This window comes from Streptomyces sp. NPDC008150 (assembly GCF_042956945.1).
In the GTDB taxonomy this organism is placed as follows: Bacteria; Actinomycetota; Actinomycetes; order Streptomycetales; family Streptomycetaceae; genus Streptomyces.
This window is the reverse complement of the sequence record NZ_JBIBHJ010000002.1, coordinates 271423-291886: the sequence shown is the minus strand read 5'-3', so window position 1 is coordinate 291886 and position 20464 is coordinate 271423. Positions and strand designations below refer to the sequence as shown.

19 protein-coding genes and 1 tRNA gene are annotated in these 20464 nt (G+C 72.3%); 9 read left to right on the top strand and 11 right to left on the bottom strand.

Annotated features, from left to right (window positions below; all coding sequences use genetic code 11):
* Positions 1–64: 64 nt before the first annotated feature.
* Both ACFZA0_RS07350 and ACFZA0_RS07345 read left to right on the top strand, forming a co-directional pair.
* A complete protein-coding gene (locus tag ACFZA0_RS07350) occupies positions 65–592 on the top strand; it encodes a DUF1062 domain-containing protein (RefSeq protein WP_391013537.1) in 528 nt (175 codons plus the stop codon).
* 656 nt (positions 593–1248) lie between these two features.
* Positions 1249–2196, top strand: coding sequence for an FUSC family protein (locus ACFZA0_RS07345; protein WP_391012774.1), 948 nt, complete (start codon positions 1249–1251; stop codon positions 2194–2196).
* Positions 2197–2256: 60 nt separating this feature from the next.
* Here the strand turns inward: ACFZA0_RS07345 and rox are convergent, their stop codons facing one another.
* The gene (gene rox, locus ACFZA0_RS07340) at positions 2257–3696 is read right to left on the bottom strand and encodes a rifampin monooxygenase (protein ID WP_391012771.1); all 1440 of its coding nucleotides are present in this window, start codon (positions 3694–3696) and stop codon (positions 2257–2259) included.
* Between the two features lie 155 nt (positions 3697–3851).
* Between rox and ACFZA0_RS07335 the strand changes: the two genes are divergently transcribed.
* Positions 3852–4289, top strand: a complete 438-nt coding sequence (locus tag ACFZA0_RS07335; protein WP_391012768.1) for a glutaredoxin domain-containing protein — start codon at positions 3852–3854, stop codon at positions 4287–4289.
* Here the strand turns inward: ACFZA0_RS07335 and ACFZA0_RS07330 are convergent, their stop codons facing one another.
* Both ACFZA0_RS07330 and ACFZA0_RS07325 read right to left on the bottom strand, forming a co-directional pair.
* Positions 4290–4757, bottom strand: coding sequence for a hypothetical protein (locus tag ACFZA0_RS07330; protein ID WP_391012767.1), 468 nt, complete (start codon positions 4755–4757; stop codon positions 4290–4292). It abuts the gene before it with no gap.
* Between the two features lie 62 nt (positions 4758–4819).
* Positions 4820–5428 (bottom strand): thioredoxin family protein, encoded by a 609-nt coding sequence (locus ACFZA0_RS07325; RefSeq protein WP_391012764.1) that lies wholly within the window; start codon positions 5426–5428, stop codon positions 4820–4822.
* Between the two features lie 131 nt (positions 5429–5559).
* On the opposite strand from ACFZA0_RS07325, the gene ACFZA0_RS07320 reads away from it, so the two are divergent.
* The 3 genes from ACFZA0_RS07320 (at position 5560) to ACFZA0_RS07310 (ending at position 8220) form a co-directional block, all read left to right on the top strand.
* Positions 5560–6015 (top strand): MarR family transcriptional regulator, encoded by a 456-nt coding sequence (locus tag ACFZA0_RS07320; RefSeq protein ID WP_391012761.1) that lies wholly within the window; start codon positions 5560–5562, stop codon positions 6013–6015.
* Positions 6016–6095: 80 nt separating this feature from the next.
* Positions 6096–7568: an MFS transporter gene (locus ACFZA0_RS07315; RefSeq protein ID WP_391013535.1), complete on the top strand. Its 1473-nt coding sequence runs from the start codon at positions 6096–6098 to the stop codon at positions 7566–7568.
* A gap of 103 nt (positions 7569–7671) precedes the next feature.
* The gene (locus ACFZA0_RS07310) at positions 7672–8220 is read left to right on the top strand and encodes an isochorismatase family protein (RefSeq protein WP_391012758.1); all 549 of its coding nucleotides are present in this window, start codon (positions 7672–7674) and stop codon (positions 8218–8220) included.
* A 57-nt stretch (positions 8221–8277) separates the two neighbouring features.
* Here ACFZA0_RS07310 and ACFZA0_RS07305 read toward each other — a convergent pair whose 3' ends face one another.
* The 4 genes from ACFZA0_RS07305 to ACFZA0_RS07290 all read right to left on the bottom strand — a co-directional run bounded on the left by ACFZA0_RS07305 (position 8278) and on the right by ACFZA0_RS07290 (position 13781).
* On the bottom strand, positions 8278–9009 hold the full coding sequence (locus ACFZA0_RS07305; RefSeq protein WP_391012755.1) for a Mut7-C RNAse domain-containing protein: 732 nt from the start codon (positions 9007–9009) through the stop codon (positions 8278–8280).
* Between the two features lie 147 nt (positions 9010–9156).
* Positions 9157–10758: an exo-alpha-sialidase gene (locus tag ACFZA0_RS07300; RefSeq protein WP_391012752.1), complete on the bottom strand. Its 1602-nt coding sequence runs from the start codon at positions 10756–10758 to the stop codon at positions 9157–9159.
* A gap of 318 nt (positions 10759–11076) precedes the next feature.
* Positions 11077–11643, bottom strand: coding sequence for a hypothetical protein (locus ACFZA0_RS07295; protein ID WP_391012750.1), 567 nt, complete (start codon positions 11641–11643; stop codon positions 11077–11079).
* Positions 11644–11840: 197 nt separating this feature from the next.
* Entirely contained in the window at positions 11841–13781 is a 1941-nt protein-coding gene (locus tag ACFZA0_RS07290) for an arabinofuranosidase catalytic domain-containing protein (RefSeq protein WP_391012748.1), read from the bottom strand.
* Positions 13782–14177: 396 nt separating this feature from the next.
* On the opposite strand from ACFZA0_RS07290, the gene ACFZA0_RS07285 reads away from it, so the two are divergent.
* Positions 14178–14615: a VOC family protein gene (locus ACFZA0_RS07285; protein ID WP_391012744.1), complete on the top strand. Its 438-nt coding sequence runs from the start codon at positions 14178–14180 to the stop codon at positions 14613–14615.
* Between the two features lie 172 nt (positions 14616–14787).
* Positions 14788–15417, top strand: a complete 630-nt coding sequence (locus tag ACFZA0_RS07280) for an NAD(P)H-dependent oxidoreductase (RefSeq protein WP_391012741.1) — start codon at positions 14788–14790, stop codon at positions 15415–15417.
* 92 nt (positions 15418–15509) lie between these two features.
* Here ACFZA0_RS07280 and ACFZA0_RS07275 read toward each other — a convergent pair whose 3' ends face one another.
* Positions 15510–16661: a DUF6596 domain-containing protein gene (locus ACFZA0_RS07275; protein ID WP_391013533.1), complete on the bottom strand. Its 1152-nt coding sequence runs from the start codon at positions 16659–16661 to the stop codon at positions 15510–15512.
* A gap of 8 nt (positions 16662–16669) precedes the next feature.
* Positions 16670–17077: a YciI family protein gene (locus ACFZA0_RS07270; RefSeq protein WP_391012738.1), complete on the bottom strand. Its 408-nt coding sequence runs from the start codon at positions 17075–17077 to the stop codon at positions 16670–16672.
* Positions 17078–17461: 384 nt separating this feature from the next.
* On the opposite strand from ACFZA0_RS07270, the gene ACFZA0_RS07265 reads away from it, so the two are divergent.
* Positions 17462–17534, top strand: a tRNA-Trp gene (locus ACFZA0_RS07265).
* Between the two features lie 107 nt (positions 17535–17641).
* Here the strand turns inward: ACFZA0_RS07265 and ACFZA0_RS07260 are convergent.
* Positions 17642–18472 carry a hypothetical protein gene (locus tag ACFZA0_RS07260; protein ID WP_391012736.1) on the bottom strand — a complete coding sequence of 277 codons (831 nt, stop codon included), beginning with the start codon at positions 18470–18472 and terminating at the stop codon, positions 17642–17644.
* Positions 18473–18732: 260 nt separating this feature from the next.
* Positions 18733–20127 (bottom strand): DEAD/DEAH box helicase, encoded by a 1395-nt coding sequence (locus ACFZA0_RS07255; protein WP_391012733.1) that lies wholly within the window; start codon positions 20125–20127, stop codon positions 18733–18735.
* Positions 20128–20464: the final 337 nt, after the last annotated feature.

The following is a 20464-nucleotide window of genomic DNA, read 5'->3' as shown; positions in this document are numbered from 1 at the left end:
CCCCTTTCCGCTGCGGATTTCTCACTGAAACCGGTGCACTTCTGTGCTCAACAGCTGGGTGGTCATGCCCACCTGCCTTCCTCTCGTCCGCCGCCGTTGCCACCGCTGCGCGTCCGGCAGCTTCCGGCCGAGCGGCAGATTCCGCGTCAACGCCAACCACAAACTCCTCGACGTGTGGCTCCTGCTGCTCTGCACCGCCTGCGGGGAGACGGTGAAACTCACCGTCCTGGAGCGCGTGCACGTACGCTCCACGAGCCCCGGCCTGCTTGACCGTCTGCACGACAACGACCCTTCCCTGACAGCCGAGTTGATCCAGGACCCGGCTCTGCTGCGCCGCAACCGCGTCGCCCTCGACTGGAGCGGCGCCTGGCGCCTCGACACCGGCGGAACGGATCACCTGGACCGCGAGGTCGTCGACGTCTCGGTCCGCTTCGCCGCGAGGATCCCGGTCCGGCCCGTCCGGCTGATCGCCGAGGGATGCGGCCTGTCACGGGCCGAGACCGACCGACTGGCCGCCGAGGGGAGGCTCGTCTCGGCGGTCCGGCTGAACGCCAGAGTGGCCGGTGACTTCACCTTCACGCTCAAACGCTGAGCGCTCGGCACCAGGTGCCCCTCCGGCGGCAGCCGCCGGAGGGGCACCGATCGTCCCGCCCGTCCCGGTGGGTTCCGCCCCGGCTGCCCGGCCTGTCCCACCACCTCTGTGCGCGTGCATGTCACGAGCAGGCAACAGAAGGAATTGGGGTGGCTGTAAGCCCCCGACCGGGGCACACGGTCTCCTGCGACACCCGATGGTGTCGTCGTCCCCGACAGAAAAGAGAGACCCGTGTACATAGGCCTCGGCACCGTCGTCCTGATCATCGTCATCGTCGCCGTCGTGATGCTGCTGCGCCGCTGACCCCGTGCCGCCCAGTCAGCGATGAACCGCAGCCCGCCCCGAACTTCAACTCCGGGCGGGCAAGGTCATGTTCGGGTGAGAATCGGCGTTGCCGCCGGACGCCCCGCGCGGATCACCGGTCGCACCACCGACCCACCGACCCCACGCACAAACCCGTACGCCCGTGGGCCCCGGAGCGGAGGAATCCCCGGGGCCGCCCCCGGCGACGGGGATGCGCGTTCGCCCCCTCCCCGCGCAGCCCCTGCCCGGCCTGTCCGGCGCGCGCGCCGTCGCTGTTCGTGTCGCTCCGGACATCGTGGTGCAATGCCGGGAACGATGCGAGAAATGTCCGTCGATGGCGGAATGGGGCGTTCGTGAAGGTTCGGATTCCGTCCTGGGGTCTGCTGGCGAAGTCGGCCGGTCTCGTCCTGCTGGCGGCGGTGCCGGTGGGGGTGGCCTGGCTGTTCACCGAGGGTGGCACCGCCGTCTCCGTCTACCTCGGGATGACGTTCATGGTGGTCGCGGTGGGCCGGCTCCCGACGGCCGACCAGTGCTGGATCGCCGTGTGCGCGGGTCTGGCCGCGGGCGTCGGCGCGCTGGTCGCCGGGAACACCCCGCTGCTGATCCTGGCCGTCGTTGCCGCCTGTGCCGTGCAGGGACTCTTCAACCGCCGCAGCATCGGCGCCGCCGCGCTACTGCCCTCCAACCTCCTCCTCTACGCGTCCCTGTCGCCCGGCAATCCGGCGGGAGCCGCGGCGGCCACGTTCCTGGGGGCCGCGATCGTCGTCGTGCTCGCTCACGTCACGCGCACGCACTTCGCCGCGGAGCCTGCGTCGGGCAGGGCGGCCGCCCTGCACGCGGCCGAACTGGCGGTCGGCTGCGTCGGCCTGATCCTCCTGATCAACCTGCTGTCCCTGCCCCGGGGCACCTGGGCCGTGCTGACCCTGTGCCTGGTGCTCGTGCCCGGCACGGGCCGCACACGGGCGCGCGTCCTGCACCGGGCGCTGGGCACGGCGGCCGGCGCGGTCGTCGCCGTGGCCCTCGCGGTGGTGGCTCCCTCGGCCCTGTGCGTGGCCCTGGCCGCCGTGTGCGCGGTGTTCACCGTGGCGTACGCGCTGCTGCCCGACGATTTCGCCTACGCCGTGTTCCTCACCCCGACGGTGCTGCTGCTGTTCTCGGGAGGACGCGCGCACGCCGCGTACCGCATCGCGCTCGAACGTGTGGAGATGACGGCACTCGGCGCCGCGGTCGCCCTGCTCCTCACCTGGGTGACGGCCACCTGGATCCGGCGGGCGGGCATGGAGCCCGTGGAGCCCGCGTAGGAGGCCGGGCGCGGCGCGGGAACCGGCCCCGGCGCCGGACGGACGCTCCGCCCGACGGCCTCAACGCGCGCTGGAACCGAACCACTTGTGCAGGTGGCCGACCAGTTCCGCCTGCTCCTCACCGACCCACGCGACGTGTCCGTCCGGCCTCAACAGCACGCCGCCGAGGTCCGGTTCGGCGTCCAGTTCGACACCGGGGTCGATGACGTGGTCGACCCGGTCCGCCCAGCCGCCGACCGAGAGCCGGCCCGTCCGGTCGAGCAGAAGACCACGGCCCTCGCGGGTCAACTCGTAGAGACGGCCCTGCTTCAGGGGGACGTCCCGCAGCCGCCTGCCCAGGAGTTCGTGTCCCGGGCCGAAGTCGTAGCGCACCGAGATCGCGGTGATCTTCTCGATCAGGAACCGGTTGACGTTGTCGAGGTCCATCAGCTCCGACAGCAGTCGGCGTACCGACTGGGGTCCCGGTTCGGTGGACATCAACTGCATCTGGGCGCGGGTGTTGTCCAGGACGTCGGCGGCCACCGGATGCCGCTCGGCGTGGTAACTGTCCAACAGCCCCTGCGGCGCCCAGCCGTTCACCTCGGCGGCCAGTTTCCAGCCGAGGTTGAACGCGTCCTGGATGCCGAGGTTGAGGCCCTGCCCGCCGGTCGGCGGATGGATGTGCGCCGCGTCGCCCGCCAGCAGCACCCGACCGGTCCGGTAGCGCTCCGCCTGGCGGGTCGCGTCGCCGAAGCGCGACAGCCAGCGCGGCGAGTGGACCCCGAAGTCCGTTCCGGCGTACGCCCGCAACTGCTTCCGGATCTCGTCCAGCGTCGGCGGGACCGAGCGGTCCTCGGCCAGACCGTCCGCGGGCACGACGACGCGGAACACACCGCCCTCGAACGGGCCGACGCCGAACCGCTTCTCCGTCCTGCGGACCTCCGCCACCCGTGCGGCCACCGTCTCCGCAGACGCGGTAACCTCCATCTCGCCGATCAGCGTCTCCACCCTCGTCGGCTCGCCGGGGAAGCCGACGCCGAGCAGCTTGCGCACCGTGCTGCGGCCGCCGTCGCAGCCGACCAGCCAACGGGCCCGCAGGCTTGTGCCGTCGGCCAGTTCGGCACTCACGCCGTCCTCGTCCTGGCTCAGCCCGACCAGCTCGGCGCCGCGCCGGACGTCCGCGCCGAGCTCGACCGCGTGCTCGGCCAGCAGCCGATCCGTCGTGGGCTGCCGGATGCCGAGGACGTAGGGGTGCGCGGTGTCCAGGTCGTCGGGCCACGGCTTGCCCATGCCGGCGAAGAACCCGCCGACCTTGTACTGCTGCCCGTGCGCGAGGAAGCGCTCCAGCAGACCGCGCTGGTCCAGCACCTCGATACTGCGTACGTGCAGCCCCAACGCCCGTACGAATGACGCCGGTTCCGGCTCCTTCTCCAGCACGACCGTCTGCACACCGTGCAGCCGCAGCTCGCCGGCCAGCATCAAGCCGGTCGGTCCGCCGCCGGCAACGATCACGTCGATCATCGAGCCCTCATTTCCGCAGGTTCCGGCTTCGGCTGGAGATTCTGCGGTACGAAGGGGGCCTTGCCGCAAGGCCCCCTGTGCGCTATAAGTTGAGAGTGGCAAGGAGAGCGCTTACTCCTTGCCTTTCGTTTTGCCCCCACGGGTAGCCTGCCCACATGGTGCGTGTCTGGATTCTGCCGGCGGCGTTCGTGGCCTGCGGTGTGCTCGTCGCCGCTCCGCTCCTCCTCCACGGGTCGCCCGGCGCGGCGGTTCCTCCGCTGGTGGCGTTCGTCCTGGTGGCGTGGCTCAACTCGCCCTTGCTGTTTCCCCGTTCGGTCGGCTCCGCCGAGGCGCGGCGTCGCAGCGCGACCGACGGGCGGCCGGTCGTCTACTGGCGGCCGGGCTGCACGTACTGCATGCGTCTGCGGATCCGGCTCGGCCGTCGCGCCGGGCGGCTCCATTGGGTGAACATCTGGCGCGACCCGGACGGTGCGGCCGTGGTGCGGGCCGCCAACGGCGGCGACGAGACGGTCCCGACCGTGGTGGTGGCGGGCCGCCCGCACGTCAACCCCGACCCCGGGTGGGTGCGCGCGCACCTCTCGCCCTCCGAATGATCAGCCGAGGCGGAGCCGGATCACCTCGTCCGTGACCGGCATCAGGCAGCGGCTCGCGCCGCAAGCCCCGTAGCTGACGACGACGTCGGCCTCGTCGGAGCCGGTCGGGCGGACCGGCAGCGTGAACGTCACCGGCCCGTCCGGGTATACGGGAAGCTCGGTGGGGAGCCCGGCCGGGCGCAGCCCCACGACAGTGCGGTCCGCCGTCGGTCTGCCCTCGGCGGTCAGGCCGCCCCGTACGGAGAGCCTGGTGGGGATGCCCAGCCCGTCGATGCCTCCGTCGGGCAGGTCGATGCTGTAGACGTGGAACCCGGCCCGGCGCGGGCTGAAGGTCGCGCGCAGTTCCCGGCCCCCGTCCGCCGCGGGAAGCAGGGTGACCACGACGGTGACGCCGTTCGCCGTGACGCGTGCGCCCGGCGCGGGCCGGGCGGGGGACGCCGCGCCGCCGCCGAGCAGGAGGGTTGCCAACGCCGCGCCAAGCAGGGCCCGTTGGAGCGCACGGCGACGAGCGGGAGTTCCCATCGTCCGCTCTACCGGTCGCCGTCGGGCGCCCAGCGGCCGAGGAACTCGGCGACCTGGTCCGCGTTCATGGCGTGGGCGTCGGCGAAGCTGCCGTCGTTCGTTGCGGTCCGGACGGTGCCGTCCGCCTTCAGGACCACCAGCGCCGGGATTCCGCTGGTCTCCAGGTCGACGTAGCGGCCGGCGACATCGAGGTTGTGGTCGAACCGGCCGACGTCGACCGCCACCCTGACGTAGTTCTCCGCCAGGACCGGCGCCGCCTTCGCCGAGCCGAACATGACGTCCAGCGCCCGGCAGTCCGGGCACCAGTCGGCGCCGAAGTCCAGGAGCACCTCCCGGTGGTCCGCCGCCGCCCTGGCGAGGGCCGCCCTGATGTCGGCGCCCGCGTCCCGTGTGGCGTCGTATCCGCCGGGCGCGGCCTCGCCGGACGCCGCCGTCGTGGCGCCGGCCGCGGCGTTGCCCTTCGCGGCGGCGGGGGAGGGGGTGGCCGCCGCGGAGGCGGCGGGAGTCGCCGTCCGGGAGGCCGGTGCCGTCGCCGTCGGGCCAGCGGCCGAGCATCCGGCGGCAAGTGCTGCCGCCGTCAACGCTGTTGCCAGTCCGAGGATCGTTCGGCGGTGCATGGGTTCCCTCCCGTTGTGGATCAGTCGCAGGAGGATAGCGGTGGTCGGCGCCGGGCGTTGACCAGGTTTTCGGCGGAGGAGCGGCCTCGGGACATTTGCACAGGCTGGACTGCGCAAGTTAACCTGTATTCATGAACGAGATCCCTGACACCAGTGACGTGTCCGAGTCGGCCGTGCGCGCGGCACGTGAGGTCCGCGTGGTGTTCAGCAGGCTCCGGCGCCGCATGCGGGAGACGTACGACCCCGCCGACGTCACGCCGTCCCAGAGTTCGGTGCTCAGCCGCCTGGACAAGGACGGCGAGGCGTCGGTCAGTGATCTCGCCGCGGCCGAGCGTGTCCGGCACCAGTCCGCGGCCGCCACGGTGGCCGTACTGGAACAGCGCGGGCTCGTCTCCCGGCGCCAGGACCCCGGCGACGGGCGGCGTCAGCTCGTCTTCGTCACCGAGAGCGGTCACTCCTTCCTGGAGGACCGTCGCCGCGCCGGGGAGAGCTGGCTCACCCGCGCACTGGAGGACGAATGCACCGAGTCGGAGCGGCGCGCCATCCGCGAGGCGGCGGCGATCCTCGAACGGATCGCCCGGTCATGACCTCGAACGGAAGGACCGGCGGTACCGGGACCGGGCACACGCACGAGACCGGGGAGGGATCCGAGGTGGCGACCGGGCGAATGGCGCGGGCACTGCGGCGGTTGCGTCCCGGCCGCGCCCCGGGCCCGGAGCCGGGCCCGGCCAAGTCTTCCCGCGGTGGCTTCGACCGGCGGCTGCTCGCGCCGATGATGCTGGGGTCGGCGCTCAACCCCGTCAACTCCTCGATCCTCTCGGTCTCGCTGGTGCCGATCGGCGCGGCGTTCGGTGCGCCGCCCTCGCAGACCGCGTGGCTCATCTCCGCCCTGTACCTGGCGACCTCCATCGGCCAGCCCGTGGTGGGCAGGCTGATCGACCTCTTCGGTCCGCGCCGCCTGTTCCTTGTGGGAACGGCGCTGACCGGCGTCGCCGGCGTCGTCGGCATGCTCGCGCCCAACCTCGGCGTCCTCGTGGCGGCACGTGTCGTCCTCGGCTTCGGTACCTGTTCCGGCTATCCGGCAGCCATGTACCTCATCCGCAGCGAGGCCCGGCGCACCGGCGAGGAGAGCCCCGCTGGCGTCCTCACCGCGCTCGCCGTCACCACGCAGACCATCGCGGTCATCGGCCCGAGCCTCGGCGGACTGCTGATCGCCGTCGGAGGCTGGCGGGCCACCCTCGCCGTCAACATCCCGCTCGCGCTCGTCGGCCTGTACCTCGGAATTCGCCGCCTCCCGGCCACCCGCCCCGCCCGAGCCGCCGCGGAACGGCCCCTCGCCGTCCTGGACCTGCCGGGCATGGCGCTGTTCGCCTCGGCGCTGGTCTGCCTGCTGCTGTTCCTGATGAACCCGGGCGCCGGCCAGTGGTACCTCCTGGTACTGACCCTCGCCGCGGCGAGCGGCTTCGCCCGGCGCGAACTGCGCGTGGCGCAACCCTTCATCGACATCCGGGTCCTGGGCGGCAACATGCCCCTCCTGGCCACCTACGCGCGGGCGCTGCTCACCTACGTGGTCAGCTACGCGTTCCTCTACGGATACACGCAGTGGCTGGAGGAGGGCAGGGGACTTTCCGCCTCCCAGACCGGACTGGTCCAGCTCCCGCTGTTCGCGACCGCCATCGTCGTCTCCACCCTCACCGGACGCCGCCAGGCGGTCCGCGCCAAACTCCTGGTCGGTGCGGTCGGCCAGATCGTCGCGTGCGCCATGCTGCTGCTCCTCCAGGCGCACAGCCCCGTATGGCTGCTCCTGGGCGTCGTCCTGGTGCTCGGTGTCCCGCAGGGCCTGAACAGCCTCGCCCTCCAGAACTCCGTCTACCACCAGGCCGACCCCGACCGGATGGGCTCGTCCGCCGGGCTCCTGCGCACCTTCGGCTACCTCGGCGCCATCGTCGCCTCCGCGGCCAACGGCGCCTTCTTCGGGCAGCGCGCCGACACCGGGGGACTGCACGACCTGGCCTGGCTGATGCTCGCCGTCAGCGTCCTCTTCCTCGCCGTGACCGTCGCCGACCGCTCCCTGCGCCGGATCGGGAAACCCCAGGAGGACCCGGCCGCCGGGAGTCCCGCCGGGAGCGCGGAGCGGTGAGAGACCGGACCCGCCGATCCGGCTCGCCGGGGCCCGGTCGGCGACCCGCGCCGCCGCGTGCGGCGGCCCCGAAAGACAGACCCGACCACGTAAAGGATCAACCGTGACCAACTCCGCCCTGCTCGTCATGGACGTCCAGCAGTCCATCACCGCACGCATTTCCGACCCCGACTACACCTCCCGCGTCGCCCGCGCCGTCGCCGCGGCCCGGAAGGCCGGCGTCCCCGTCGTGTACGTCGTCGTCGGCTTCCGCGACGGGCACCCCGAGACCAGGTCCAGCCCGACGTTCAGCGCCCTGCCCGAGGGCGCCTTCACCGAGGGTGACCCCAACGCCGCCATCCACCCCGACGTCGCGCCGCAGCCCGGCGAGACGGTCGTCACCAAGAAGCGCATCAGCGCCTTCGCGGGCAGCGACCTCGACCTCGTACTGCGCGGCGGCGCCGTCGACCACCTCGTGCTGGCCGGCCTGTCGACGAGCGGCGTCGTCCTGTCCACCCTCCGGCAGGCCGCCGACCTCGACTTCCGGCTCACCGTGCTTTCCGACGGCTGCGGCGACACGGACGCGGAGGTCCACCGGGTACTGACCGAGAAGGTCTTCCCGCGCCAGGCCGATGTCACCACCGTCGACGAATGGGCGGCCCGGCTCGGCTGAGACGAGCCGGACCGGCCGGGCCGTCCTGACAGGTCGGCCCGGCCGTGCCCCGACCCGTCAGGACGCCGCGTCGTGCTCCGCCAGCACCTGGTTCACGATCTCCTCCAGGTGCTGGTGGTGCGCGCCCTTCCAGTACGCGCGTCCGCAGTCGGGGCAGCGGGCGAACACGTCGTAGGTCCGCCTTGTCCCGCTGTGCAGTTGCTCGGCCACGTCGTCGAGAGTCGCCTCGGTGAGCATGCCGTTGCAGGCCGTGCACCGGGTCCACGGTCGCAGCTCGGGCGCGAACCGGGCCAGGACGTCCCGGAGTTGCTCCTCCGGGCGGGTGCTGTAGACGTAGGCGCCGGCCCACAGCTCGCGGCGGTGCAGCAGGCCGCGGTCACGGCTCAGCAGGACACGTCTCTCGGCGGCGGAGCGTGCCGCCAGCGCGGGATCACCGATGTCGGTCGACTCGTACGCCGCGTCCACCCCGAGCAACCTCAACCGGCGCGCCAGCGTGCCCAGATGAACGTCGAGCAGGAAGCGCAGCGGTGCGCCCGGCACCTCCTGGGGGCGCGCGACCGGCCGTACCTCGATCGTCTCCCCGTCCCCGGGCACGTGTGACGTCGGCGCGGGCGTCCCGTCCACCGTCAGCGCGCCGACCTCCGTCAGCGGCACACCCAGTGACTCCACCACGTGGCCCAGCGTGGACGCGCCGTCCGTCTCGGCCTCCGTATGGCCGCCGCGTCGGAAGGCCGGTACGAACAGGGCGAGTTCGGGGGCGAAGGCGATGCGCACGACAGGTCTGTTCACGGGATCAGCATGGCACGGCCCCCGCGCCGAGGAATCGGACACCCGGCCCTCCCGAAACGAGGGAGGGCCGGAACAGGTGTGCTTCCCGGCGGGGTGGGCCGTGCGGGCACCCGGGCGGACTCGGCGTCCCGCGGGGGCCCGCGCCACTCAGGGTGCCGCGACGGTCAACGCCCCGATGCCGTAAGACCGTTGAGTGTCCCGGACGCGATACGTCGCCGTCACCGAGAAGCTCCCCGGTGTCGCGCCCGCCGGGACGGCGACCGGGACGCTGACCGTGGTGGCCCTGCCGGGTCTCAGGGCGGGGACGGTGACCGGCGGGGCGCTCCAGCCGGCGGGCAGTGCGAGTGACACGGTGCCCGCGGGGAGCGTCGCGGCCTCCTGGCTGACGACGCGGACGGAGACGCCGGACGTCGCCCCCGACGGCAGGGACGCGGGCGGTGTGACGGTCACCGGGGCGCAGACACCGCCGAGCCACTGGAGGCCGAAGGACGAATACGTGATGTGCCGGTACTTGTCGCGTTCCCACAGCAGACCGACCCGGGGATCGCGCCCGGTGCCCGCGTCGAGCGGAGCGAGCGTCGAGTAGGCGGACGAACCGGCCTCCACGGTCCTGCGGACCGGCCAGTTGCGCCCGTTGTCGCAGGACAGCCGGACGGTGAGATTGCTGCGGGTGCTGCTCGCGGTATTGCTGAACAGGAGCCAGGACGACCGGCGTTCGGACGCGCCCACGTCCGGAGCCAGGCGCACGACGGAGCCGTTGTTGGCGGGATCGGGCAACTCGGTGTCCTGCCGGAGAGGCGTGTACGTGGCGCCGCCGTCGCTGGAGTAGGCGACCTTGCGGTACGGCGCCGAACGGCTGTTGAGCATGAGGCGGCCGTCGGAGAGTTCGACGGTCTTGTTCTCGTCGGCGCCGGGCCCCACCGGCGTGCCCGTCCGCCAGGTCGCCCCGTGGTCGTCGCTGTAGACGCTGACGGCGTAGTTGCCGCCGCCGCTCCGGATGGCGTACTGCTGGACCAGCCGCCCCCTGTGGGGCCCGTGGCGCAGTTGGACGCCCTGCCCCGAAGAGGCCAGCACGCCGGACCAGGCGGGGTTCTTGATCCTGGCGGTGAGGCGTTCGTGCCGCCAGGTGAGACCGTCGTCGTCGGAATAGCTGTGGTCGGCCTGGAAGACGTCGGGGCTGCTCTCGTCGATGCCCGTCGCCGAGCCGAAGAAGCCCCGGTTCACGGATGCTGCGTAGAAGAGGTGGACGCGGCCGGTCTCCCGGTCGACGAGCAGGCTCGGATCGCCGTAGCCGTTGGGCGCGGGGTCGTGCCGGACGACCCGCTGCGCCCGCCAGGTGCGGCCGCCGTCGGTGCTGCGCCGCCCGACGAGGCTGATGTTGCTGGGCAGGTCGGAGAGGTTCGGCCGGGCGTCGTAAACGGCGAGGAGCGTACCGGCGGTCGTTCTGGCCAGGGCGGGGATGCGGTAGTACGGGGAGCCCGCGCCGGCGGTGGCGATGTCCTGGGAGGCGATGGTGCCGGGCCCGGGGGAAGGCGCGGGAGCGCCGCTCGGTCCTGGTGTGCCCGCACCGCCGGGGGCGCGGACGCTCACGGCGGCGCCACGGGTGCTCCTCGTTGTTCCCGCGTCGCTCGGAGCGGCCGTTGCGACACCGGTGAGCAGGGCGAACGCCGCGGCCGCCGCGGCGGCGACCGTGACGGCGGAGGGGACGGGAAGAGCGGTGTTCGGGGCGAGGGGGACTCTTCGCTGCATGGGCTGGGCTCGTCTCGTTGGCGTGGGGCGAGTTGGGGGCGTGCAGTGCGGAGAGGGGAGGGCGACGGAGGAGCGGGCCCTCCGCGGGGAACGGAGGAGCCGACGCCGACCATCATCGCGATCAAGAAGGGTGCCGGGGTGACGGCACGCGAGGCCGAGCGTGTGGTGTGTGCGTGGCGGGGGAGCGGCGCGGCGACGGGACAGCGGCCGGGACGGGCCGCCGCCGGGCGGGAGGGCGGTGTCCGCGCGGCCGGGACACCTCGGCGTACCGGCCGCGCCCGGACACGAATCGGCCCGTCCGGGTACGGCCGGTACGCCTCAGAGGCCCGCGGCCGCCGCCAGACTGTCGCGGTCGCCGTCGTCCAGGGACGCGCGCGCCAACAGCTCCTGGTCCGCGAGCAGTTGCCGGACCAGCACCGGGTCCGCCGCGAACGCCGCACGGCACAGGGTCCGTTCGGGGTGGTCCTCGTCGAGACCGTGGGCCACCGCCCACCCGCTTCCGGGGGCGACGGGTTCGGACAGCGCGGCGGCGATGAACAGCATCCCGAGCAGTTCGGTCCGGCGCGGCACGGAAGGGTCCACCGCCAGACGCAGCAGAAAGGGCACGACGGCCGGCATCACGGCGCTGATGCTCATGGGCCCCGACATCACCAGCCGGTCCAGCACCGAGTCGGCCTCCTCGGCCGCGTCCGCGTCGGCAAGGCCCCGCAGTACGACGGGAACACCGTCCGGGCAGCCGGGGATCGCGGACCACTCCACGTCCGCGCAGCCCGTCAACGCGGGTTGGGCGGACGGGTCTTGCACAAGGTGGGGGTGTGCTGCGGCGAGCCTGGCGATCGAGGCGGTCACGGCCGCCCGTGCGGACTCCGGATCCACCGTGCACATCCGCGGACTCCCCTCGCGTCGGCCCGAGTGCCGAGGGAAGCGGACCACACGCGGGGCCGAACGGGCGCGCCGGGTCACGCGGCGGTCTGCTCTCCCGGCAGTCGCCTGCCGGGAGAGCACACCGGTGCTGCCGAGCCCGGCCGGTACGGACGGGTGCCCGAGGGCGGGTCCGCACCGGCTCGGTCGGGCCGGCCCGCTCAACTCAGGCTGAACACCTGTGCGGTGGAGCCGTTGCAGTCCCAGATCTGGAGCCGGGTGCCGTTGGCTGTTGCCCCGCTGGGGGAGTCGAGGCACCGTCCGGACTGGGGGTTGAGGAGTGAACCGTTCGCCTGCTGGACCCATTTCTGGCCGCCGGCCCCGTTGCAGTCCCACAGCTCGACCGTCGCGCCGTTCGCCGTGCCGTTGCCCACGATGTCCAGGCAACGCCCCAGCGTGGAGAGCGAGTTGTCGGAGCGGTGGAACCAGTGCTGGTCCGCCGCGTACGACTGGCAGTCCCAGAGCTGGACGGCGGTGCCGTTCACGCCGGAGTCGTCGGCCGCGACGTCCACGCACTTGCTGCCGGGCCCCTTGACCGAACCGCCCCCGTTCACCGCGAACTTCTGCGCGGCGGCGCCGTTGCAGTCCCAGATCTGGAGCCGGGTGCCGTTGGCGGTCGCGCCGCTGGGGGAGTCGACGCATCGTCCGGACTGCGGGTTGCGCAGGGACCCGTCGGCCTGCTGCACCCACTTCTGCCCGCCGACGCCGTTGCAGTCCCACAGTTCCAACTTGGCGCCCGCGGCGGTGCCGTTGTTCTCGATGTCGAGGCACCGTCCGAGGGTCGACAGGGACCCGTCGGGGTTGTGGGTCCAGTGCTGGTCCTCGGCGTACGACTGGCAGTCCCAGAGCTGTACGGCGGTGCCGTTGACGCCCGAGTCGTCGGCCGCGACGTCCACGCACTTGCCGCCGGGGCCGGTGATCGTGCCCTGCGGACCGTTCGGCACGTCCGTCGCGCCGTTGTAGCCGACGGAGACGACGTTGGCCTGCACGGCGTTCTCCGCGGCGTCGGTCGGATAGCCGGAGACCATGACCCCCTCGAAGAAGGTCCCCCTGTTCCAGTTGCTGTTGTCGCCGCCGATGCCCAGGATGATGCCGCCCTCCTGATGCATGGGCTGGTAGCCGCCCCGGGTCGGCAGGGCCCCGTCCCACCAGGTGGTCAGCCCGCCGGACCGGGAGTCACCGCCCTTCAGCGCGTACCGTGTCTGCCCGTTGTTCTTGAGCACGGCGGTCACGAAGGTGCTCTTGTTGCCCTGGTTGGCCGTGTTGGAGCCGTTGTCGCCCTGGAACATGCCGTTCTCCAGGTCGGCCTCCACCCACGGTCCGGTCCCGGTGCACGGCGCGAAGTAGCAGGTCGTGGCGATCGAGACGGCGTCCATGTGGCCGTTGCCGGTGTCGGCGGGCGTGCTCTCCGCGTTGCCGTAGTCGAAGCAGCAGGCCGACCCGACGTGGGTGCCGCTGGCCACCATGTAGGCGCCCTCCGGCTGCCCGTTGACGGCGACGCCGGACGCGACCCCGGTGTAGCGGTATCCCACGCCCGGCGAGATCCAGACCCCGTAGACCTTGTGCCCGCCCGCGGTGACCGAGATCGCGGACGCGCTGGCACCCCGGTCCGCACCCGTGCCCGCGGTGCCGGCCGGGCCGGGCTTCAGGTCGTTGTGGCGGCCGCTCTGGTCGTAGATCTTCGTGATGCGACAGCCGCCGCTGTTGGCACAGAAGGCGTCCTGCGCGGCCGCGTTGGCGTACCCGCCCTGGGCGAGCACGCCGATGTCGGCGGTCGCACCGTCCGAGACCCGGGTCACCTGGTAGAGCGGCCCGTTGTACGAGGCGAGCAGTGCGCGGGTGACGCTGTGCGCGGCCACGCACGGGGTACCGGCGGCGGCGTAGATGTCGCAGGGCAGCGACGTGGCGGCCTGGGAGGCGGCGGGAAAACCGAGCAGGACGCCGAGGGCGAGACCCAGCGTGGTCAGGACGGCGGCGACGCGCCGCAGGGGCCGGCGGGGCCCGCTGCCCGGCCCTCCGGACGAGAACCGTGCGAACGGCCTGCGGCGGCCGGGGCGTTCCGGGCGTTCGGTGTGCCCGGTTCGCCGGGATGGCGCGAACATGACATGTCTGAGGAGAGAGGAACCGTGCATGGCAAGTCCCTTCGATGCTCATGTGGGGGGTGTCGCGCCGACGACACGGCGACGCGACTCCTCGATCGGCTCGGCTCGGAACCTACGCACGCTGTTCGGTGACGTCAATATTTGTTTCCTTTTCTGGTACGGACCACGGCACGGATGTGCAGCGGTGTCGAGAACTGTGCGATTCACGGATGGCTCGAACTGGGCTTGGCGGAGCGGTGGTTGGAGTGCCGACGTGCCACGCCTGCGGCTCGGCCGCCGCCCCGGTGGTCAACGCGCGGGGGGCGTGCGGCCCGTGCGGTCCCGGTCGGGTGAACGGTCCGGGAGCCGTCGGCAGTCGGGCGGGGCCGCGGGTGCCGGCTCGGTAGCATGCGCCGCATGCCCATCAAACTGGAGAACGTCGGCATCGCCGTCCGCGACCTCGAAGCGACGATCGCCTTTTTCACCGACCTCGGCCTGACGGTCGTCGGCCGGGACACGGTCAGCGGCGAGTGGACCGACACGGCCGTCGGCCTCGACGGCAACCACGCCAACATCGCGATGCTCCGGACACCGGACGGCCAGGGCTGCCTCGAACTCTTCGAGTACATCCACCCCGAGGCGATCGAGACGGCGCCCACCCTGCCCAACGAGATCGGCATGCATCGCGTCGCCTTCTCGGTCGACGACATCGACAAGGCCCTTGAGGCGGCGGCGAAGCACGGATGCCGCCCGCTCCGCGGCGTCGCCACCTACGAGGACGTCTACAAGCTCACGTATCTCCGCGGCCCCAGCGGCATCCTGGTGATGCTCGCCGAGGAGCTCAAAAAGAACTGACGGCGCACAGCGGCGCATCGGCCCCGGGTTCGGCCGGGGCGCGACGGTCCGTCACGCGGTGCGCGGGGCACGCCCCGGAATACCCCTCGGCTAGGGGCAGTTGGTGGCGATGCCCGCTCAACCGCTTCCCGGGATGCCGCGCCGAGTACCCGGGCCGATCTCGGAGTACGCCATGTCCCGTTCGTTCCTCTTCCTTCTCGGCAGCGCCCGCGTCGAGGGCAACACCGAGTTGCTCGCCCGCGCCGCGGCGGAGCAACTGCCGGGGGACGTCGAACAGCGCTGGCTGGATCTCTCGCAGCTGCGGCTGCCGGACTTCTCGGACACCCGGCGGGCGACGGATCCGGCGTCGCCCGTGGAGAACGACGAGGAACTGCTGCGGCAGGCGACACTGGCCGCCACCGACGTGGTGATCGCGTCGCCGCTCTACTGGTACTCCGTGTCGTCCTCGACCAAGCGCTACCTCGACTACTGGTCGAATTGGCTGAGCGCGCCGGACCCGGGGTTCAGGGCGAGGATGGCAGGCCGGACTCTCTGGGGCGTGACCGTCATGACCCACCGCGAGGAGATCGTCGCCGAGCCGCTGATCCTCACCCTGCACCACACCGCCGCCTACATGGGCATGCGTTTCGGTGGCGTCCTCCTCGGCAACGGCTCCCGCCCCGGTCAGGTTCTCGACGACGAACGTGCCCTCACGCGGGCCAAGACCTTCTTCGCCCAGGACGCTCCGCCGGCCCGCTTTCCCTACGAGAACGACAACGAGAACGTGAACGCGGACAAGGGCGGGGACGGGCAGGGGAACTGACGGGCCGACGGGCGGCGGGACGCGACACGGAAGGGCGACAGGGACGGGCCGGCGTTCCGGACCGGGTCGCCCCGGTCCGGCCCGCCGGCCCGTCACCGCCCCGCGTTCCGGGTGCTGTTCAGCCGGGCCGCCCTGCGGGTCAGGTAGTCGCGTTCCGCGAGGTTGGGGGCCTTGTGGGCCGCCTCCGCGTAGAGGCGGGCGGCTGTCGCGAGGTCGCCGTCCCGCTCGTGGAGGTAGGCGGCGACCGCGGTGTGGCGGGGCAGGGTGTCGTGCAGTGCCGCCAGCTCCTTGAGCCCCGCGCGGGGGCCGTCCGCCTCGCCGACGGCCACCGCGCGGTTGAGGCGGACCACTGGGCTGTCGGTCAGGGCCACGAGTTCGTCGTACCACTCGACGATCTGCACCCAGTCGGTCTCCTCGGCGGTGGCCGCGTCCGCGTGCAGCGCCGCGATGGCGGCCTGCGCCTGGAACTCGCCCAGCCGGTCACGCGAGAGAGCCGTCTGGAGGATCCGGACACCCTCGGCGATCGCCCCGGTGTCCCACCGTCCGCGGTCCTGCTCGGAGAGCGGCACCAGACCGCCGTCCGGATCCGTACGGGTCGCCCGCCGCGCGTGGTGAAGCAGCATCAGGGCCAGCAGCCCCGCCACCTCGGGATGGTCGATGGCCGCCGCGAGCCGCCGGGTCAGCCGGACGGCCTCGGCGGCGAGGTCGACGTCGCCGGAGTAGCCCTCGTTGAAGACCAGGTAGAGGACACGCAGCACGGTGGCGACGTCACCGGGCTGGTCGAAGCGCACCCCCGAGACCGTGCGTTTCGCGCGGCTGATGCGCTGCGCCATGGTCGCCTCGGGCACCATGTACGCCTGCGCGATCTGTCGAGTGGTGAGCCCGCCGACCGCACGCAGCGTGAGGGCCACGGCGGACGACGGCGTCAGCGAGGGATGGGCGCACAGGAAGTAGAGCTGGAGCGTGTCGTCCAGGCCGGGCGCAGGGCCCGGCGCCGGCTCCTCGTCGACCAGTTCCTCACGCCGCCGCCGGGCGGAGTCCGCACGGGTGGCGTCGAGGAACCGGCGCCACGCGACGGTGATCAGCCAGCCCTTCGGGTCGCACGGTTCGTCGTGCGGCCAGACACGGACGGCCTCCACCATGGCGTCCTGCACGGCGTCCTCGGCCGCCGCGAAATCCGCTCCGCGGCGCACGAGGACGGCGAGCACACCAGGGGTGAGGCTCCGCAGCAGTGCCTCGTCCATGGGTGAGGTCACTCCGTGACGGTGGGCGGCGCGGTCAGGAACGGGCGCACTTCGAGCCACTCGTGGATCGGCTTCCCGCCGGCTCCGGGGGCGGCCGACAGTTCCCCGGCCAGCTCCACCGCCCGCTCGGAGCTGTCCACGTCGATGATCATCCAGCCGGCGATGAGGTCCTTGGTCTCCGCGAACGGACCGTCCGTGACCGGCGGGCGCCCCTCGCCGTCGTAACGGACGAACATGCCGTCGGGCGCCAGCGCCTGGCCGTCGACGAACTCGCCGGTCCCCTCCAGGCGCGCCGCGAAGTCCTGCATGTACTTCATGTGCGCCGAGATCTCCTCGGGCGTCCACTGGTCCATGGGGATGTCGTTCACCGCGGCCGGAGCGCCTCGGTAGTGCTTGAGCAGCAGGTACTTGGCCATCGTGGTTCTCCTCGGTGCTGGTGCGACCCATTCTGGTCGCGTTCACCTCGGGGACGGAGCCGCTCGGTGATTCTCGACATCGCCGTCCGACTTTTTTGGCCCGGGTGGCGGCAGGCCCGGGGAACGGGGTGCGCACGGGCTCGCGGGAGCCCGAAACGATCAAGCCTGAACCTGAAGTACAGGGTTCGGGTTGGGACCCTGTACCTGTCATTCAGGCTTCACCGACGCGGCGACGGGACGGCGTGCGCCGGGAGGCGGGGGCAGGCGCTCCGGACGCCGCGCGGGGGGCTCACCAGTGAGCGTAGAGCCCGGACGAACGCGGCGTGCGGGCCTGTGGAAAACCCCTTGGTGGGTCCTCGGTCCGCTGTGTCACGCTGGCGCCCTGGGGATGTAGCTCAGAGGCCAGAGCGCCGGATTCCAAACCCGGATGCCGCAGGTTCGACTCCTGCCGTCCCCGCCGAGCGACCCCGGCCGGACCGTTCCGTCCGGCCGGGGCACCGCGAAGAGTCCGCCGGTGCACCGGTCGCCTGCGGGCTCGGTACGCCTTACTGGTTACTGACCCGACTACTGGGTCTGCGCCGCGACGGCGTCGCTGAGGTCGCCGACGTCGGAGGCGGGCGGCGCCGTGACCGGCTTGGTGGCGCCGAACTTCACGAAGTTCATGGTGACCGTGATTCCGCCACCGCTCTGCTTCACGCGGACAGGCAGGTCCTGGCCGTCGACCCAGACGTCGAGGGTCAGCTTCCCGCCGCTGGACGCGAGGGACTTGACGGCGGTCTTCTTCTCCGCGGCGGACAGTTCGGACGCGTTGATCTGTGTCGCGTCGACGGTTCCCCGGTAGTGAGTGGCCTTCTTGCCGCCGACCGTCACCTTGCCGAGGTCCTTCACGTTCTTCGAGGCGCCGATGTAACGGAGACCGGCCGTCGGGTCTGCGTTCTCCGACATGGCGTCCACGCCCGACTGGCCCATCACGGCCGAGACGTCCACGCGCATCCAGTGCTTGCCCTTGAGCGGACCGCTGGCCTGCGGGTCCACCTCGTAGTAGTACGCGCCGTCCACCATCTTCACGGTCATGGTGGGGTCGTCCTGGAGCGTCTGCATCTGCGCGCTGGCGGTGTCCATCCGAACGTCGAGCGCGGGGCCGTCGCCCCAGGAGTACGTGCCGTCCATGGTGACGGGCCGGCCACCGGTCGCGGTGATCGTGGTCGCCGTCTCCACTTCGGCCGAGCCGAGCCTGGACGTCTTGTCGGACGCCCGGGTGAGCGCGGCCATGATCGTGTCGGCGTGACTGGCCGCCCCGACGGCCGTCTTCGCGGCCTCCGCGCCGCACGCGCTGGTCGCGACCAGCACGGCGACGGTGACCCCCGCCCATCCCGCGTTCCGTGTATGTCTCATCTTTTTCTGTCCCCGCCCCTGCTGTGCATTCCTTGTGCCGTTGGTGAGGACACGGACTTTAGCCGGGTCCGGATCCACCACTGCTTTCGGGCTGCCTCAAGAGGCCCTCGGGGACCGGGCGTTCGACACTTCGGCGGGCAGGAGCGGGGGCCAGGGGCACGGAACGACGGGGCGGGCAGCGGGTGTTGACCGCCAAGGGCCAGCGGCCGACTGCGGGCGGCCCGTCGTAGTCAGCGGTTCTCGGGCCAACGGCCCGCGAGTCAGCGGCCCTTGCGGACCCGGGCCGCCGCGCGGGCCTCCGCGATCTTGCGGGCCTCGGCGGACTTGCGGGAACCCTTGGCGGGTCCCGGGCGGGTGCCCATGCCGCGGAACGGGGCGTTGCCGCCGTCGGGCTTCGGACCGGTCGGCGGACGCTTGGCGCCGGTGATGGCGGTCAGCGCCTGCTCCCCGGAACGCACCTGCGTGACGATCGGCCGGACACCGGCGGCGGACATCATCGCGTTCACGTCGCGCCGCTGCGCCTGGGTGACCAGGGTGACCACCTTCCCGGACTCCCCGGCGCGCGCGGTCCGGCCGCCCCGGTGCAGATAGTCCTTGGCGTCGGCCGGCGGGTCGACGTTCACGACGAGGTCGAGGGCGTCGATGTGGATGCCGCGCGCCGCGACATTGGTCGCCACCAGCACGGTGACGTCGCCGCTCTTGAAGCGCCCGAGGGTGTGCGTGCGCTGCGGCTGCGACTTGCCGCTGTGCAGCGCCGCGGCCTGCACGCCGCTCGCGCGGAGGTGCCGGGTGAACTGGTCCACGGCGGCCTTGGTGTCGAGGAACATCAGCACACGGCCGTCCCGCGCGGCGATCTCGGTCGCCGTCGCGTACTTGTCGGCGGCGTGGATGTTGAGCACGTGGTGCTCCATGGTCGAGGCCGTCCCCGCACCCGGGTCGACCGACACGGTCACCGGGTCCCGAAGGCGGTCCCGCACCAGCCGGTCGACGTCGCGGTCGAGCGTGGCCGAGAACAGCATGCGCTGGCCGTCGGGACGGACCTGGTCCAGCAGTTCGGAGACCTGCGGCAGGAACCCCAGGTCGCACATCTGGTCCGCCTCGTCCAGCACGGTGATCCGCACGTGGTTCAGGTGGCAGTCGCGGCGCGAGACCAGGTCCGTGAGGCGGCCTGGGGTCGCGACGACGACCTCGACGCCGGTGCGCATCTCCGCGGTCTGCCGGTTGATGGACAGGCCGCCGACCACCGTGGCCAGCCGTACGTTCAGGGCGCGTGCGTGCGGTGCCAACGCGTCCGTCACCTGCTGCGCGAGCTCACGGGTCGGTACCAGGACCAGCGCGAGCGGACGCTTCGGCTCGGCCCGTCGGCCGGCCGTCCGGACGAGCAGGGCGAGGCCGAACGCGAGGGTCTTGCCGGACCCGGTGCGGGCGCGGCCGAGGATGTCCCGGCCCGCGAGGGCGTTGGGCAGGGCGGCCGCCTGGATCGGGAAGGGTTCCGTGACCCCCGCGTCACGCAGGGTCGCCATGATCTGCGGCGGCAGTTGGAGCGCGTCGAACGACGCGACCGGCGGCAGCTCGGCGGGAGTGGGCTGCGGCGCGGTCGCCGATGTGTGCTCGCTGGTGGGGGACTGTCCAGCGGCAGGCGACTTCGCCATCATGGGAACCTTCCTCGGTCTGACGTCCGGAACGCGCCGGGGCCCGTACACGTTGGTACGGGCCCCGGCGGCGTCGACGCGAACCTCCATTTTACCAGCGGCCACCTGGTACGCCCGCGCCGTGCGCAGGGCGGGGTCGGGGGGCGGGGGAGCGACCGGGCGGGAGGAGCCGGACGCCCCGAAGCCGGGCAGGGTCCGGCGCACGTCGGCCTGGCGGGGGCGCGCACCCGTACGGCCCGCACCCGTCGGTCCCCGCGGAGGGGGCTCTCCGCCGGTCGTGTCGCGGCCACCCCCGTTTCCATAGGAGAACGGCGCGGAGTAGCGGCAGTTGGGGTGCGCG